16 protein-coding genes are annotated in these 15,898 nt (G+C 43.7%); 11 read left to right on the top strand and 5 right to left on the bottom strand.

Annotation, left to right across the window (positions count from 1 at the left end):
- Positions 1-105 precede the first annotated feature (105 nt).
- The 3 genes from LG34_RS16000 to LG34_RS15990 all read left to right on the top strand — a co-directional run bounded on the left by LG34_RS16000 (position 106) and on the right by LG34_RS15990 (position 3,598).
- On the top strand, positions 106-894 hold the full coding sequence (locus LG34_RS16000; protein WP_109216966.1) for an electron transfer flavoprotein subunit beta/FixA family protein: 789 nt from the start codon (positions 106-108) through the stop codon (positions 892-894).
- A gap of 97 nt (positions 895-991) precedes the next feature.
- Complete coding sequence (locus LG34_RS15995; RefSeq protein ID WP_109216965.1) at positions 992-2,182, top strand: electron transfer flavoprotein subunit alpha; 1,191 nt, start codon at positions 992-994, stop codon at positions 2,180-2,182.
- Positions 2,183-2,197: 15 nt separating this feature from the next.
- Positions 2,198-3,598, top strand: a complete 1,401-nt coding sequence (locus LG34_RS15990) for an FAD-binding oxidoreductase (protein WP_109216964.1) — start codon at positions 2,198-2,200, stop codon at positions 3,596-3,598.
- Positions 3,599-3,666: 68 nt separating this feature from the next.
- Here the strand turns inward: LG34_RS15990 and LG34_RS15985 are convergent, their stop codons facing one another.
- Positions 3,667-5,277 carry a helix-turn-helix domain-containing protein gene (locus tag LG34_RS15985; RefSeq protein ID WP_109216963.1) on the bottom strand — a complete coding sequence of 537 codons (1,611 nt, stop codon included), beginning with the start codon at positions 5,275-5,277 and terminating at the stop codon, positions 3,667-3,669.
- A 236-nt stretch (positions 5,278-5,513) separates the two neighbouring features.
- On the opposite strand from LG34_RS15985, the gene LG34_RS15980 reads away from it, so the two are divergent.
- From LG34_RS15980 to LG34_RS15965, 4 genes are all read left to right on the top strand, one after another.
- A complete protein-coding gene (locus tag LG34_RS15980; protein ID WP_109216962.1) occupies positions 5,514-6,479 on the top strand; it encodes a nitronate monooxygenase in 966 nt (321 codons plus the stop codon).
- 94 nt (positions 6,480-6,573) lie between these two features.
- Positions 6,574-7,398: a DAPG hydrolase family protein gene (locus LG34_RS15975; RefSeq protein WP_242979930.1), complete on the top strand. Its 825-nt coding sequence runs from the start codon at positions 6,574-6,576 to the stop codon at positions 7,396-7,398.
- A gap of 5 nt (positions 7,399-7,403) precedes the next feature.
- Complete coding sequence (locus LG34_RS15970) at positions 7,404-7,667, top strand: 4Fe-4S dicluster domain-containing protein (RefSeq protein ID WP_109216961.1); 264 nt, start codon at positions 7,404-7,406, stop codon at positions 7,665-7,667.
- Positions 7,668-7,748: 81 nt separating this feature from the next.
- On the top strand, positions 7,749-9,440 hold the full coding sequence (locus LG34_RS15965) for an FAD-dependent oxidoreductase (protein WP_158582262.1): 1,692 nt from the start codon (positions 7,749-7,751) through the stop codon (positions 9,438-9,440).
- A gap of 192 nt (positions 9,441-9,632) precedes the next feature.
- Here LG34_RS15965 and LG34_RS15960 read toward each other — a convergent pair whose 3' ends face one another.
- The 3 genes from LG34_RS15960 to LG34_RS15950 are packed head-to-tail and all read right to left on the bottom strand — an operon-like array spanning position 9,633 to position 11,639.
- A complete protein-coding gene (locus LG34_RS15960; RefSeq protein ID WP_109216959.1) occupies positions 9,633-10,541 on the bottom strand; it encodes a TlpA disulfide reductase family protein in 909 nt (302 codons plus the stop codon).
- Positions 10,542-10,600: 59 nt separating this feature from the next.
- Positions 10,601-11,503 (bottom strand): 4Fe-4S binding protein, encoded by a 903-nt coding sequence (locus tag LG34_RS15955; RefSeq protein ID WP_347486830.1) that lies wholly within the window; start codon positions 11,501-11,503, stop codon positions 10,601-10,603.
- Positions 11,496-11,639, bottom strand: a complete 144-nt coding sequence (locus LG34_RS15950; RefSeq protein ID WP_420104693.1) for a CD1871A family CXXC motif-containing protein — start codon at positions 11,637-11,639, stop codon at positions 11,496-11,498. The genes LG34_RS15955 and LG34_RS15950 overlap by 8 nt, the downstream gene beginning before the upstream one ends.
- Positions 11,640-11,737: 98 nt before the next feature.
- Between LG34_RS15950 and LG34_RS15945 the strand changes: the two genes are divergently transcribed.
- The 4 genes from LG34_RS15945 to LG34_RS15930 all read left to right on the top strand — a co-directional run bounded on the left by LG34_RS15945 (position 11,738) and on the right by LG34_RS15930 (position 15,513).
- Positions 11,738-12,415: a response regulator transcription factor gene (locus LG34_RS15945; RefSeq protein WP_109216956.1), complete on the top strand. Its 678-nt coding sequence runs from the start codon at positions 11,738-11,740 to the stop codon at positions 12,413-12,415.
- A complete protein-coding gene (locus LG34_RS15940) occupies positions 12,412-13,608 on the top strand; it encodes a sensor histidine kinase (RefSeq protein WP_347486829.1) in 1,197 nt (398 codons plus the stop codon). The genes LG34_RS15945 and LG34_RS15940 overlap by 4 nt, the downstream gene beginning before the upstream one ends.
- Before the next feature lie 248 nt (positions 13,609-13,856).
- Positions 13,857-14,438 carry a manganese efflux pump MntP gene (locus LG34_RS15935; protein WP_109216954.1) on the top strand — a complete coding sequence of 194 codons (582 nt, stop codon included), beginning with the start codon at positions 13,857-13,859 and terminating at the stop codon, positions 14,436-14,438.
- Between the two features lie 124 nt (positions 14,439-14,562).
- A complete protein-coding gene (locus LG34_RS15930) occupies positions 14,563-15,513 on the top strand; it encodes a calcium/sodium antiporter (protein ID WP_333491571.1) in 951 nt (316 codons plus the stop codon).
- On the opposite strand, the gene LG34_RS15925 is transcribed toward LG34_RS15930, so the two are convergent.
- Positions 15,486-15,854: a SufE family protein gene (locus LG34_RS15925; protein ID WP_333491573.1), complete on the bottom strand. Its 369-nt coding sequence runs from the start codon at positions 15,852-15,854 to the stop codon at positions 15,486-15,488. The genes LG34_RS15930 and LG34_RS15925 overlap by 28 nt on opposite strands.
- Positions 15,855-15,898: the final 44 nt, after the last annotated feature.

The raw sequence follows: 15,898 nt of genomic DNA, 5'->3' as shown, positions 1-15,898 counted from the left end.
TGCATGACGCGCACCTCGCAACAAGAATGCCGGAGCATTCTTGAATATTCAACATGGTATGCGAACTGGCAATAAATTCGAGTGATTGTTTGAGAGGAGAAGAACATGAAGATCGTTGTATGTATCAAACAGGTTCCGGGTACCAGTCAGGTAGAGATCGATCCGGAAACAGGTGTATTAAAGCGTGATGGTGCAGCAGCCAAGATCAATCCGTATGATCTGTATGCGCTGGAGACTGCGATGCGTCTGAAAGAGCGTTGTGGAGGAACCGTAACGGCAGTTACCATGGGACCGCCACAGGCTGAGGCAATGATGAAAGAAGCTTATATGATGGGGGTAGATCAGGCATATGTATTTACAGACCGTACCTTTGCAGGGGCGGATGTACTGGCTACTGCTTATACATTGGCACAGGGGATCACATCCATCTGTGATTATGACATTATCATCTGTGGTAAACAGACCACCGATGGTGATACCGCACAGGTTGGTCCGGCCATGGCGGAATACCTGGGAATCCCGTGTGCAGCATGGGTGGGAGAAATTGCAGATGTAGATGATGCAAGCGTGACGGTTGGACAGGATTTTGTCAATGTCAGACAGCTGGCAAAAATGAAACTTCCTTGTCTGCTTACGGTAGAAAAAGACATCTATACGCCACGTCTTCCGTCTTATCGTCTGAAAGCAGCGACCAAAGACCGCAAGGTAGAGATGATCACATTTGCAGAATTCAAGGATCAGGATGTGACACATTACGGACTGAAAGGATCTGCTACTTCTGTAGAGCGTATTTTCCCACCGGAAAGTCATGATGGACAGATTTTCATGGATGGATCAGCAGAGCAGATTGCCGGTGATCTGGCCGATATTTTTGCGGAACGAAAATATATGTAGTATTTCAAAATGAGTGAATAGTGGAGAATATTCAATTATGAAATACATGGAAAAACAGCTGTAAGAATGATAGATAGACAATTCGGAGGAAAGACAGATGGCAACATTAAATTTTAATCAGGATCAGTGTATCCTCTGCGGACAGTGTGTGGAAAAATGTCCCTTTGGAGCACTGGAGATCAAAGATAATAAAATCGAAATTAATGCATCCTGCAAGATGTGTAAACTGTGTGTGAAATCATGTCCGGTACAGGCAGTTTCACTGGTTGAGGATGAAGTGAAAAAGACCGTGGACAAAGATGCATGGAAAGGCATCATGGTATTTGTGGAGCAGGAAGAGAGCGGTATTCATCCGGTGGCATTTGAACTGATCGGAAAAGCCAGAGAGTTGGCAGCCAAGATCAATCATCCGGTATATGCGGTGCTGATCGGCGGAGAAAAGGCAAATGAACAGGCGCACACGTTACTGGAATACGGTGTGGATAAAGTATTTGTTTACGCAGATGAGAAATTAGCACATTTCCGTGGAGATGTGTACACTAATGTCATGGAAGATTGTATCAAAACGGTAAAACCAACGGTTGTCCTGGTGGGAGCAACTTCTCTGGGCCGTTCCCTGGCACCGGCCTGTGCGACACGTTTCCGCACCGGTCTGACTGCAGACTGTACCGTACTCGATATGAAAGAGAATACTGATCTGGTGCAGATTCGTCCGGCATTTGGCGGCAATATCATGGCACAGATTATCACGACAAATACGAGACCGCAGTTCGCAACCGTTCGTTATAAAGTCATGAATGTGGCAGAAAAGACAGCACCAAATGGTGAAGTTGTGAACTGTAAAGTGACAGATGAAATGCTGAAATCCGGTATGGAAGTGATCAGCACTGAGATTGTGGAAAAAACAAAAGGCATCGAAGAGGAAGACGTTCTGGTTGTTGCCGGTCGTGGTGTGAAAAAACAGGAAGATCTGGCGATGCTGCAGGAACTGGCAGATGCTCTGGGCGGACAGTTGGCAACCACACGTCCACTGGTAGAAAAAGGATGGAATGATGTGACAAAACAGATCGGACTTTCCGGACGTACTGTAAAACCGAAGCTGATCATCACCTGCGGTGTTTCCGGTGCGGTACAGTTTGCGGCAGGTATGGATGGCGCTGAGTGTATCGTAGCAATCAACACAGATAAAGAAGCACCGATTTTTAAAATTGCAAATTATTGTATTACAGAAGATCTGTACAGTGCCGTACCTGCTCTGACAGCGGCAGTACAGGCAAAACAGCAGTAAAGGGGGATGTCGAAAATGGAATATCAGGTAATTACACCGGAAGGTGTGGAATATTTAAAAAGTGTGACAGCCCCGGATCGTGTCTTTTACGGGGACGAGATTGAATATGATTACGCGCATGATGAGATGCCGGACTTTGGTACTCATGCACCGGATGTACTGGTGGAAGTATTAAGTACCGAGGAAGTGTCCAAAGTGATGCGCTATGCGTATGAGCACTGCATTCCGGTGACTCCGCGTGGAGCAGGAACCGGTCTGTCCGGTGGCGCAGTGCCGATTTATGGTGGAATTTTACTTTGTACGGAAAAAATGAACAAAATCCTGGAGTGGGATCTGGACACGATGACCGTTGTCATTGAGCCGGGTGTGCTGGTTATGGAACTGGCAAACGCCGCTCAGGAAAAAGGTGTTTTCTATCCGCCGGAACCGGGCGAGAAAACCGCTTCCGTTGGAGGAAACGTCATGACAAATGCCGGTGGTATGAAAGCGGTAGGATATGGTGTGACGAGAAATTATGTGGTTTCCATGGAATGCGTTATGCCAAATGGTGACATCATGCAGTTTGGCAGTAATGTAGCGAAAAATACATCCGGATATGATATCAAAGATCTGGTAATCGGTTCCGAGGGAACCTTATGTATCGCAACAAAACTTCGTATGCGTGTGATTCCGCAACCGAAGGTATCCTACACCCTTCTGGTACCGTATCCGTCACTGGAGCAGTGCGTGGGAACCGTACCGAAATTCATTAATTCCGATCTGAATCCGACGGCCATCGAGTATATGCCAAAATCTCTGCTGGATGATGCGGCGCAATATTTGAACAAAATTATGCCGCATCGTACCGCAGATTCCTATCTGATTCTGATGTTTGACGGAAGCAGCGTGGAAGATGTGGAGCGCAGATGTGACGATGCTGCACAGATCTGTCTGGACAATGGCGCAGAGGATGTGTTCCTGTGCAATACTGACGAGCGAAAAGAAGCGGTATGGACGGTGCGTGGCGCAGCACTGGAGGCATTAAAAGCATCTACGACAGATATGGATGAGTGCGATATCGTTGTTCCGAGAAACCGAATTGCAGATTTTTCCAGATTCGCAGACACCAAGATGGAAGAGACCGGCATCCGCATCTCCATCCAGGGTCATGCCGGGGACGGAAACATGCACATTCAGCTGATGCGTGATGATATGGACAAAAAACTGTTCGAGGAGCGTTGCCCGAAGCTGATGGAAGAATTGTATGCGCAGGCGAAAACCATGGGGGGTCAGGTATCCGGCGAGCACGGAATCGGTCATGCCCGTGTCGGTGCACTGGAGACATTTATGGGACCGCAGATGATTGCACTGTATCAGGCAATCAAAAATGCCTTTGATGAAAAACATATTTTAAATCCGGGAAAAGTAATTCGATAGTACATGAAACAGGCAGGAAGTTTGATCAACTTCCTGCCTGTTTGTTTTGCAGATCAGAACTTGTCAAATCAACGTATAAAAAGTTTGCTGAATTTCAATACTTCAAAAGACATCAGAAGTCGCAGGCGCACATCGGGATCATCGAAATTCAGATGAAACTCTTCGGATATCTGTTTTACATGATAAATGACATTGTTGCGGTGCATGCCGAGTTTACCTGCAACATCGGTTAACTTCCGGTCGCAGCGGAGATATTCATAAAGGATTTCCAGCTGTTGCCGGGATTTTTTGGTATCTGCATGTAACATTTGAAGAAGCGATGGTTCACAGAAGGAAAAACTTTTCTCTTTCTGCGGGGTACTGCCAATCAGGTACTTCAGCCAGTGATCCTCATAAAAACAGTACATGGTATCGTTCATGGAAAGGTTCATCTGATGCAAACTTTCCGCCTGCTGGTAGGCTTCTGCAAACTGTCCGATTGTTGTAAAAGGTTTACTGAAATAAAGCGTAATGCTGCGATCAGCAAAATCCTTTAAAATTGTATGCAACTGGTCACGGAGATAATCTCTGTAATCTGTTTCCCGGAATTTTGGAAGATGATACAAAATGACGATTCCACCGTGGTACGCAAAAATTCTGCAGTTGATCATGTTGTTGCGCAGCAGCTGGATAAAATAATTTTCCGAAGGCTTTTGCTTAATGTCGGAATGGAGGCATATTACGATGTAGTTGCCCTCATAATCCAGATCATTATAGTAAATTCGTTCTTTGATCTGCTCCGGTGGTGTTTCCGGATTATCCAGAAGATCCATCAGAAAATAATCGGTGACGGAACGGTTTTTCAGGAAATCCGCATGCTGTTTTTCCAGCAGATGCTCAATGCTGTTGCAGAAAATCTGGTAGAGTTCATTGATGTAGCTGCGCGGATATTCACTGGTGTAGAGCAAAATGCAGTAGACTGCCAGTTCGTTGCGGATATTGATGGCACGGGCAAAGTCTGCATGCATACGGAAATTGTCCGGTTCGCCGACTGCACTTCCGGTGTGGTCCATCTGCGCAAAAATCCGTTCTTTTTCAAAATATTTTACGGTCTCCAGATCCAGATATCCGTTTGCAATGGCAGTCTGAAAAATGCGGTCATCCAGTCCCGGGTACATGCGGGAATAGGCCAGCAGCTTCAGCGCCGGATCATAAACCAGGATTGGACAGGCAATCATTTCTTCGCTGATGTCGATAAATTCCTGAAAGTCAGCATTCCGGAAAATTGCAAAATCCAGCTGACGTCCCCATTCGATAAATTCGGCATAAACATTCTGAAGAGCATTAAATCCTTCGGCCAGTTCCATATCAGTCTGAATAAAAATAGCATTCTGACTCAAATCTCCAGAGTCAGGTGCCTCCGAGCCAAATACAATAAAAGAAAGATCGGTTTCTGCAATATCCGGCGGATAGACATTGTCTGGTTTTACTTTACGGCAGTCTCTGGATATTTGTGCCGAATAGTAGAACTGATCTGTGACATACAGATAATCAGCAGACAGATTTTCCATATGTCTTGGTAAAAGCTGTATGCCAAGCAGGGCATGATGCATTTGCGTATCCGTGATTTTCGAAAAAAGGTTTGCTTCTTTGTGTTGTGCAAAAAATCTGGTTAATACCATTTCCAATGTGACTTTCATTTGTATTCCCCCGTACTTTCTTATTTTGATTGTATCAAAATTTGTAGGAAGTTACAAAAGTATTTGTAAAAAAACATAGCAAACTTGGATGTATTGGAAATGAAAACATCCTTTTTTATTTATATAATTTTCTCAACAAGGGACATGTATCACGGAAAATGCTTCAAGTATTGAATGGTTTGAAAATAGGAAGCGGATTTCGGGAGAACGTCAGAGAGCGAAAGGAGAAGGTTGGTATGAACAGAGTATGTGAGATTTTAAATATCGAAAAACCGGTTATTCAGGGACCGATGGCCTGGATTTCCACAGCACCGCTGGTTGCGGCAGTATCAAATGCAGGCGGACTTGGCGTGTTGGGCGTTGGATTTGCACCGGAACCATTTATCAGAGAGCAGATTGCAGAGACAAGAAAGCTGACAGATAAACCGTTCGGAATGAATGTTATCATGATTCCACCAAATTTGGAACATGTGACAAAAATTGTTCTGGATGAGAAACCACCAGTGATGTATGCAGATACCATCGCAGGTCTGGATCCGGAACTTTGTAAAAAATATTTTGATATCTGGCACAGTGTTGGCTGCAAGATCGTTGTAAAAGCATCTTTTATTGATGATGCAAGAATTGCAGCAGAGGCAGGCGCAGATGTCATGATCGTAAAAGGCTGGGAAGGCGGCGGACACGTTACTTTTGAGGCAACCACAGTTCTGGTTCCACAGGCAGTAGACCTGTTGGATATTCCGGTTGTTGCCAGCGGCGGTATCGCAGATGGCCGTGGTGTAGCTGCAGGAATTGCCATGGGAGCAGAAGGTTTTGAGATGGGAACTGCATTTATGGCTGCAGCAGAGACAACCGTGCATCCAAATGTAAAGAAAGAAGTGCTGGCTGCCGGAGATATGTCTACTGTCATTACCGGATACTGCACCGATGAGCCTTGCCGTCAGATCAAAAACAAACTGGCGGACGAGATGATCGATATTGAAGATAACAATACAAAGGAAAAAGCAGCAGAACTGCTTCGCCCGGTTGCAGAAAGCTCTCTGAGAAAAGCAATGGCAGAAGGCGATATGGTTGGCGGTGCTGTCATGGCAGGTCAGATCGTACCGTTAGTCACAGAAGAAAAACCGGCATTACAGATTATCGATGATGCAATCGCAGGTGCAAAAGAGATTTTAAGCCATATGGCAGAGTTCGAATTTTAATACTTCAGAAAAATACCGAAAGCCAAATTTACCTCATAAAATGAGATCCCTGAAGTGTGAAAAATAGAGACAATGAAAATGGAGGAGGTTTCCTATGGAACAGATGGCAAAAAAACGAGTTCCGGTAACGGAAGAGGAAAAACAGAAAAGCTACTATAAATATTTTGAGCAGGAGATGGCACAGCCGGCTCCGGAAGCATATGCGAAAATGCTGAACGGACCGCTTCGCCCGGATCAGGTACTGCAGTTCAAAGACAGAAATCGTCTGTTTGAGCCGGGATATCTGGAGGCAGAGGCAGGCTGGTGTATTCTGCCGGATGGAACCGGATATCTGGCGAACCTGACAAAGATGCCGGGAGTAACACCGGAGATGTTTGACTGGTTCTTTGCATGGCATGGACTTGACAACCTGCGTTACAAAATCTGGAATCCGGAAGATCATTACAAGGCAGAAACACAGAACCGTGTACGTGCGTTAGATCCGGATCTGACCTATCAGGAAAAATTATGGGATACCACACATGAAATTACCGAAGATACCGGAATGGGACCGGATCAGATCGTAATCAACTTTAAATACCCGGGAGACTGTGGATTCAAGGCAGAACTGATCGGTACCGATGCCTGTGCGACCTTAGTCTGTGGAAAAGGATACGGAAAAGGTCAGCCACCATTTGCTGTTCCGCCAACATTTATGACACATTTTGTACGTGAGATCGAGGGCGGTATCGAGCTTCGTTCCCGTTTCTGGATGGGCTGGAATTATGTAAACGGAAAAGATGTGAAAGTGCTTCCGGACGGTATGCGTTATCCGGATATGGCAGCCATGTCACTGGCTTTACATAACGTAAAAGAGTTTACAAATCTGGCAGCAATCCTTCCGTCCCTGTATGCGGAAGAGAAAGATAACTGGAGGTAGAAGCGATGATTTATACAAACCATAAAATCGAATTTGATGAAAGCAAATGTGTTGGATGCCAGATCTGCTACAAAGCCTGTTTTGTAGATGTCATTCGCTGGGATGCAGAAAAAAGACGTCCGATTTTCAAATATGTGGAAGACTGCGAACACTGTAACTATTGTGAAGTAAAATGTGCCAAAGGTGCGATCAAGGTAATCCCTGACTATGCAAGCCAGAGTTTCCGCCAGACCTTTGACTGTTACGCAAAAAAACAGACCGAAGCATAATATGATATCTGCCCGGGGCTTTTGTCAGAAATAATTTTATCAGAAAAGCATTTGGGTATGTATCTGAGAGAGGAGAGCATAATGGAAAAACAGGAAATCAAACAGGAAAAAATGTCTGCTGACGTGTTAATCATCGGTGGCGGAATTGCCGGTCTGACAGCAGCAATCAGTGTAAAAGAAGAAAATCCGGACATCAGTGTCCTGGTAGTAGAAAAACAGACATCAGGATATTCCGGAAAAGCAAATAAAGGTGGCGGTGTATTACAGTATTTTGATTTGGAGAAAACCACACCGGAGATGTTTAACGAATATCATGCAAATGCTGTTGGCGGTTATCTGGCCAACCAGAATTTACTGAAAAAATATGTGGCTATGAATAATGAGCTTCTGGACAAGATGGAATCCTGGGGTGTCAATATCCCAAAAAAACGTATTCCGACCGGTCCGATGACTTATATGATCGGTGTAGATCTGGATCTGACACTGAAAATGCGAGCAACTGCCACAAAACTGGGCGTAAAATTTATTGATAAAACAACCATTTCTGACCTTTTGACCAGAGACGGACAGATCGCCGGTGCTGTCGGATACAGCATCATTGACGGTACCTTCTATGTATTTGAAGGAAAATCCGTCATCCTCTGTACCGGAAGTCAGAACTACCGTGTGGCTCCGATGTGGAGTAACGGACGTGGTGACGGTATCGCAGCAGCTTACCGTGCCGGCGCACAGATGCGAAATCCGGAGTTTGGTAACTTTGCACAGCTTTACCGTGTACACAGCAACCGTGAGTGTGTATTTGGTGAGAACGTGATGTATGACGCTTATGGTGAAAATATTACAAAGAACTTCCGTCGTTTCCCGGAAGCAGATATCAGTTCCAGCGCTGTAGCAGAGTGGTACAATACCATGGCATCCGGCAGAGGTCCGGTTTACCTGCATCCGATGGAGAGCGAGACAACCAAAAATGATACGATGATGTTCTACATCTGGGATCGTCCTTATGGTCTTCCATTCTGGAAAATCGATTTCGAAAAAGGTTCTTCCGTAGATGGTTTCGAAGGAGATGAGAAATGGGAAGTAGAGCCTGGATTTGTCGGTGAGCAGTCTCCGGTCAAAGTAGATGAGCAGATGGCTACTACCATTCCTGGAATGTATGCAGCAGGAGATGTATGTTACGATGGTTCCTGTGCGCCTGGCGCAGTACCGGCACCTCCAGGACGTAACCGTGGTTCAGGAATCTTGAACGCAGTATTTGCAGGAGTTGTCAGTGGTCAGCAGGCAGCAGCTTATGCAGCAGATCATGCACAGCAGCCAATTGATGACGCCCAGGTAGCACAGTTGAAAGAAGATGCATTTGCACCGTTATTCCGTGAAGAAGGTGTAAGAGCAAAAGAAGTCATTGATAAAATCCAGCAGCTTGTCTGCCCGGTTGAAAACAGTGTATACATGAGTCAGCACCGTCTGGATGTATGCTTGCGCAAACTGGCACAGATCAAACCAATGGTTGCACAGTTAAAAGCAGAAGATTTCCACGATCTGCTTTCCTGCCACGAGGCAGAGGCAATGGTTCTTTCCGCAGAAATGCAGTTCAAAGGTGCATCCATGCGAAAAGAATCCAGAGGATGGTTCCTGCGTGAGGATTATCCGCAGATGGATAATGAAAACTGGCTGAAATGGATTGTATGTGAGAACGACAACGGAGCAATGAAATTCTCCACAGAGGATGTGCCGATTGAGACATATCAGGTACAGCCACCGAGATTTCACTAAAAATAATTTTACTGAGAACGGGATGTTATAAAAGAAGATAAGCCAAATACTAGTACAGCGTTTTATAAAAAAGTCAAGATATTAGGATAGGTAGAAAAACCGTCATATTTGTCGATAGACAGATGTGGCGGTTTTTGAAATATCACAGATTCTTTTCTTGGAAGGATATTTTTTTGCAACCAATGAACAGGATTATTTATTCGCACTGTCTGCATCAATGACAGACTGAATCTGTTTCATCAAAGCATCATAGTTTTCCTGATTATCAATTCCACCAAGCATAGGATCGCCTACAATATTGCCATTTCTGTCGACCAGGATTGTTGTAGGAAATGCCATAATGTTGGAGGCGTATTTACCTGCATCGGAAGTAGAATCGACGGAAAGATTGCGATATTTGGCACCCTGGCTTTTCAGAATATCTGCAGCTTCTTTTATAGCAGTTTCATTTCCATCGAAGGTTTCTGTGTTGATTCCTACTACTTCACCACCAGATGCTTTGATGGCATCGTTCAGTTCATTCAGTTTCGATAATTCAGCAACACAAGGTTTGCATCCGGTAAACCAGAAATTAACAACAGTTACGGCATTTTTGGAAAACAGGCTTTCGTCAACAGAATTGCCATCGAAATCCTTTGCGGAAAAATCTTTGAAAGGCGATACATCGTCGGAATTATTTTTCTGGCTGTTACTGTCGGATGCAGCATTTTTCTTTTCGATTGCAGTAATTTTTTCTTCAATTTCTCTGATTGTTTCAATATCATCATTAAGTATTTTCAGTTCATCCTCTGTGAAGGAGTCTTTGTTTGATTCCACAGTGCCAGCCAGATAATCGGCATAATTTCCACTCGGGTCAGCAGTACTTTTATTCATCATGCCAAATACCTTATCCCATACATCTTTATGATCTGCAAAAAGCTGGTTTTCCTGCTGATATAAATCATCAAGTTCAGAACTGGAATCATCAGAAGAGGCTGCGCTGGATTCTGTCTGTGTATCCTGCGGTTTTTCCGTGTTTGCAGGTTGTTTTCCGTTACATGCAGTAAGCGATAATGCTGCGCAGAGTGTAAAAATAAGTAATAAAGATCTTTTTGTTTTCATGAGTAATTGCTCCTTTTCGTAATTATATGATGTGCAGTAATTCTGCAAAGAATAAATAGTTACCGGTTGTCGCTCTTTCTTTTCTGACAGGGTTTTCCCATAAACTGATAATGGATGGCATCTTTCGGACAAGCCTTTATGCAGGCTCCGCATCTTATGCATTCCGGATGATCCGGCGTCTTACATATATCCACATCCATTTTACATGCGGTTACACATTGATTACATCCGACACATTTGCTGTCCTCAACTTTGATCTTGAGAAAGCTTATCTTATTAAATAATGAGTAGATTGCGCCAAGAGGACAGATCCATTTACAGAAGGGTCTGTAAAATAAAATACTTAACACAACAACCGTAATTAAAATAAGACATTTAAAGGAAAAAAGAGTTCCCAGTGCAGATCGTATCGCAGCGTTTCCAAGTGAAAGAGGGATAGCCCCTTCTAAAACACCTTGCGGACAAATGTATTTACAGAAGAACGGATCGCCCATTCCGATTGAGTTCGTTATAAGCATCGGCAGAAGGATAACGAAAACAATAAGGATGATGTATTTCAGGTATCTGAGTGGTTTCAATCGGGCTGTTGAAAACTTTTTCCCGGGGATTTTATGAAGTAAATCCTGAAACCATCCAAAGGGACACAAAAAACCACATATAAATCTTCCAAGTGTTACACCGAGTAAAATAAAAAAACCGGTGATGTAGTAGGAAAATTTAAATCTGGATGATCCGACGACCGCCTGAAAGGCACCGATCGGACATGCTCCCGTTGCAGCGGGACAGGAATAACAGTTTAATCCCGGTACACATACTGCTTTTGCGTTCCCCTGATATATTTTACCTTTAAATAAATTGGGGATGTGGATATTGGTGAGCAGCGTGGCGGCTGCCTGTATCCATCCACGTATTCCGGCTGTTTTTTTTGATCGTGATTTCTTTTTCTTATTTTTCTTATCCAATTCCGACACACTCCAGACATAATTTTATTGCTTTTCCAAGCACGACAGCCGCTTCCCCGCGGATCGCACCATAGCTCACCATAGTGATCCCTGCGATAAGCACAAATGCCTGACTTATTTTTTTGCTCTTCAAGATATTTTTGCTCCTTTGTTCGTTGTATTTATTGACCAGCTGACTTTGATATTATACAATAGCTGTTGTAAAATTTTTGTTAAGAAACAGGTGAAAATATTTTGAGATTATTAATAGTTGAAGATGAAAAACAAATATGTGATATGGTTGCAAAAAGCCTGTATGCTGCCGGGTATGAAGTGGATACCTGCTATGATGGGGAAGATGCTTTTGAATGTATTCTGGCGGAGAATTATGATCTGATCGTTCTGGATCTGAATCTGCCCGGGATGGATGGGATGGAGATCCTAAAGGAACTCAGACAGAGAAATGAGGAGACAAAGGTTCTCATATTATCAGCAAGAGGGCAGATCGCAGATAAAGTGGAAGGACTGGATGCAGGAGCAAATGATTACATGGAAAAACCGTTCCACTTACAGGAACTTGAGGCACGCATCAGAAGCCTGACAAGAAGAAAATTTGTGCAGAAGAATGTATGTCTGGAAAGTGGCGAGATAAGGTTCGACACGGTAAAACGTGAGGCATATGCAAAAGGGCAACCGGTCTCTCTGACAAGAAAAGAAAGTGGTATTTTGGAATATTTGCTTCTGAATCTGGGCCGACCGGTAAGCCAGGAAGAACTAATCGAGCATGTCTGGGATGCAACCGCAGACAGTTTTAGTGGATCCATCCGGGTGCATATGTCTTCGCTTAGAAGAAAGCTTAAGGCTGTGCTGGAATATGACCCGATTTTGAACAAAGTGGGGGAAGGTTACAAAATACGAGAGGAGTTTGAATGATGAAAAAAATGTCGCTGCAGTGGAGACTGACCTGTATCATTACATTATATATTGCAGTCATATGTGGCTGTCTGACAATGTTTGTTTATAAAAATGGTGTGTATTATATCGACTCCCTGCAAGAGACTGTTGCTGCCCGGGAAGATGATAATGAAAATGATTCGGATGAAATATATATCAGCATTCCTGAGGATAAGTGGGATGAGTTCGCAAATGACTTTTCTTTGCAGGTGTACAGTAATAAGGCTGACTATAAAAGAAACAGTTTTATAATCTCAGCCGTACTGGCGCTTATGGGTGGGGTAGTGACTTATTTTATAAGCGGGCATGCACTCAGACCGATCCGCGAGTTTTCTGATAAAATCGAGGAGGTAGAGGCACAGAATCTGGCAGATTCCCGGATAGAAGAAAACAAAGTGAAAGAACTTAACCAGCTTAGTATTTCGTACAACAGGATGCTTACGCGCCTCTCGGATGCATTTGAGGTACAGAGGCAATTTACTGCAAATGCAGCGCACGAGCTCAGAACGCCGTTGTCTCTGATACAGGTACAGCTTGATCTATATAATGCAGCCCGGCATCCGGGGAATGATGCAGATACTATGCAAACGATAAAAATGGTTACCGAACAGAATGACAGACTCAACAAAATGGTAAAGACGCTTCTCGACATGAGTGAACTTCAGACTGTGGGACGGGATGAAGTAATTGCAGTGGATGCTCTTGTTGATGAGGTATTGGCAGATTTAGAACCGCTTGCACAGGAAAAGAATATAACACTGGTTGAAAACTGTAAAAATATAACGATGCGGGGAAGTGATATTCTTATTTACAGGATGGTATACAATCTTGTTGAGAATGCCATAAAATATAATCATGTTGATGGACAGGTAATAGTAACTGCATACCAGGAGGAAAACCATGTTCATTTATCCGTGGAGGATACAGGGAGCGGAATCCCGGAGGAACTTAAAGAGCGTGTGTTTGAACCGTTTTTCCGCGTAGATAAATCCAGAAGCCGGGAACTTGGCGGTGTAGGGCTTGGACTTGCGTTGGTCCGGGAAATTGTGCGGGTGCATGATGGCAGTATTACCGTCAGATCCAATCCGTCCGGAGGGACAGTTTTTGAATTACAGTTTATGCATCATATGTATTCAAATATTGACAAATCTCCGACATTACGATATAGTTGAAAGAACTTCGTGAGGGAGTAGTTTGCACAGTAAGAATTGTGTGATTTGTCAACAACCTGTTTATCATTTTTAGGATAATCTGGCAAATCTTAATGAATGAGACTCATGTATGTCATAAAGATTATTATTTGATCCTATGGCATGCCTGGGTCTCTTTTTTCGCTTGAGAGAAAATTGCATCAAAGTTCCTGTCAATGATATTCCCTGATGCGAGCTGTTAAATCATACATTATGGAGGAAATTGAATTATGGGTTACTTGGAACTGGCACTGATCGGTGTCGGTCTTTCCATGGATGCCTTTGCGGTATCTGTCTGTAAAGGCTTGAGCATGCGAAAAGTAGATAAAAAGTATATGTTTGTGCTGGCAGTATTTTTTGGAGGATTTCAGGCGTTGATGCCGGCATTGGGATGGCTTCTTGGAAGTCAGTTTCAGTCTTATATTACAGCCATTGATCATTGGATCGCATTTATACTGCTTGTGCTGATCGGTGGAAAAATGATCCTGGATGTGATCAAAGAAAAAGGAGAAAATGAAGAAGTCTGTCCGGATGACAGCCTGCGAATCAATCTGAGAGAAATTTTCCTGCTGGCAATTGCCACAAGTATCGATGCACTGGCAATCGGTATTACATTTGCTTTTCTGCAGGTGAGACTGATCACATCGGTAACAATCATCGGATGCATTACTTTCTGTTTTTCAATTGCAGGTGTGCTGATTGGAAATGTATTTGGAAGCAAATTTAAGGATAAGGCAACGATTCTGGGCGGTATTATCCTGATTGGAATCGGTGTGAAAATCTTAATCGAACATCTTGAAATTTTCGGATAGAAATAGCAGAAGAATATGTCATGCATCTCGCAGCAAGAATGCCGGGGTATTTATGAATTTGCAGCAGGAATGCGTGATATTCGTGAATAAAGAAAAAATATGGTATTGAGAAAGGATGAAAAGTATGATTTTGGCAATTATAGGTGTGATTATTGGATTTGTACTGCTGGTTAAAGGGGCAGATTTCTTTGTAGAAGGAAGTGGCTCCGTAGCAAAAAAGTTTAATATTCCGGTATTTATCATCGGAATGACGATCGTGGCGATGGGAACCAGTGCACCGGAATGTGCGGTAAGTATTTCAGCGTCATTACGGGGCATTAACGGAATGGCTATCAGTAACGTAATTGGTTCCAATATTTTTAACTTGCTTGTGGTTTGTGGTGTCTGTGCATTGTTCCAGCCATTGGTGATCAAGAAAGAGACATTAAAGAAAGAATTCCCATTTTCTGTACTGGTAGCAGTGATTATTGGCGTGATGGGACTGGCAGGAATGATGGTCGGACATATGGATGGAATTATTCTGGTTGTGATTTTTGCCTTGTTTCTGTACTGGATGGTTCGTTCTGCAAAGAAGTCCATGCAGGCCGGAGAAGATGTTGAAGCAGAAGAAATCAAGGACCTGCCAATCTGGAAATGTCTGGTGTTTATCGGTGGCGGCCTGGTTGCTATTGTAATTGGAGGTCAGATGGTTGTTAATTGCTCAGAAACGATTGCCCGCGGATTTGGATTAAGTGAGACATTGATCGGGCTGACTATCTGTTCCATTGGAACATCTTTACCGGAGCTGGTAACCTCCGTGGTAGCAGCTAGAAAAAATCAGGCGGGTATGGCGCTTGGAAATGTCATTGGTTCCAATATTTTCAATATTCTGCTGGTAGGTGGTCTGGCTTCTGCCATCAGCCCAATCGCTGTCAATATGAACAATTTGATTGATATTGTCATTTTAGTAGCAGTCAGTCTCTACATTATGATCCTTGTATGGAGAAAGCAGCTTCTGACCCGTGCAGGCGGTGTAAGCATGCTTGCCATTTATGCGGCATACATGGTTTACATCTGTGTGAGAGAAGTGCTGTAATCCTGAATCTTTTTGATAACGGTCTGCATACCGTGAAAACGGTCTGTAGAGATCTGCTCTTTTAATGGAGTCTTTTCAAGAAAATCAATATGTGCCCCGCAGATTTCCTGCGGGGTACGTTTGTCAAAAAGGGCAACAATGACAGCTACAATTCCCTTTACGATCAGAGAATCACTGTCGGCACGTACATGAATCAGATCGTCTGAAAAAGAAAGTACGATCCACAGATCTGCCTGGCAGCCGGAGATTTTATTTTGTTCATTTTTTTCTTTGGCGGATAATGGTTCCATTTCTGCGGTCAGTTCCAGCAGACAGCTGTATTGCATCATCCAGTCATCGATTTCATCTCAGTCTGAGTTGAGACTCCCACTTCTGCAAGTGGTGA

The sequence above is a fragment of the Eubacterium ramulus genome (genome assembly GCF_003122485.1).
In the GTDB taxonomy this organism is placed as follows: Bacteria; Bacillota; Clostridia; order Lachnospirales; family Lachnospiraceae; genus Eubacterium_I; species Eubacterium_I ramulus_A.
This window is presented reverse-complemented; position numbering and strand designations above follow the sequence as displayed.

Bases quoted from the DNA above. Each gene is read 5' to 3' on its own strand.
- LG34_RS15965 (WP_158582262.1), top strand. From the start codon at position 7,749: ATGGAAAAACAGGAAATCAAACAGGAAAAAATGTCTGCTGACGTGTTA.
- LG34_RS15940 (WP_347486829.1), top strand. From the start codon at position 12,412: ATGATGAAAAAAATGTCGCTGCAGTGGAGACTGACCTGTATCATTACA.
- LG34_RS15935 (WP_109216954.1), top strand. From the start codon at position 13,857: ATGGGTTACTTGGAACTGGCACTGATCGGTGTCGGTCTTTCCATGGAT.
- LG34_RS15995 (WP_109216965.1), top strand. From the start codon at position 992: ATGGCAACATTAAATTTTAATCAGGATCAGTGTATCCTCTGCGGACAG.
- LG34_RS15985 (WP_109216963.1), bottom strand. From the start codon at position 5,277: ATGAAAGTCACATTGGAAATGGTATTAACCAGATTTTTTGCACAACAC.
- LG34_RS15970 (WP_109216961.1), top strand. From the start codon at position 7,404: ATGATTTATACAAACCATAAAATCGAATTTGATGAAAGCAAATGTGTT.
- LG34_RS15960 (WP_109216959.1), bottom strand. From the start codon at position 10,541: ATGAAAACAAAAAGATCTTTATTACTTATTTTTACACTCTGCGCAGCA.
- LG34_RS16000 (WP_109216966.1), top strand. From the start codon at position 106: ATGAAGATCGTTGTATGTATCAAACAGGTTCCGGGTACCAGTCAGGTA.
- LG34_RS15980 (WP_109216962.1), top strand. From the start codon at position 5,514: ATGAACAGAGTATGTGAGATTTTAAATATCGAAAAACCGGTTATTCAG.
- LG34_RS15975 (WP_242979930.1), top strand. From the start codon at position 6,574: ATGGAACAGATGGCAAAAAAACGAGTTCCGGTAACGGAAGAGGAAAAA.
- LG34_RS15990 (WP_109216964.1), top strand. From the start codon at position 2,198: ATGGAATATCAGGTAATTACACCGGAAGGTGTGGAATATTTAAAAAGT.
- LG34_RS15930 (WP_333491571.1), top strand. From the start codon at position 14,563: ATGATTTTGGCAATTATAGGTGTGATTATTGGATTTGTACTGCTGGTT.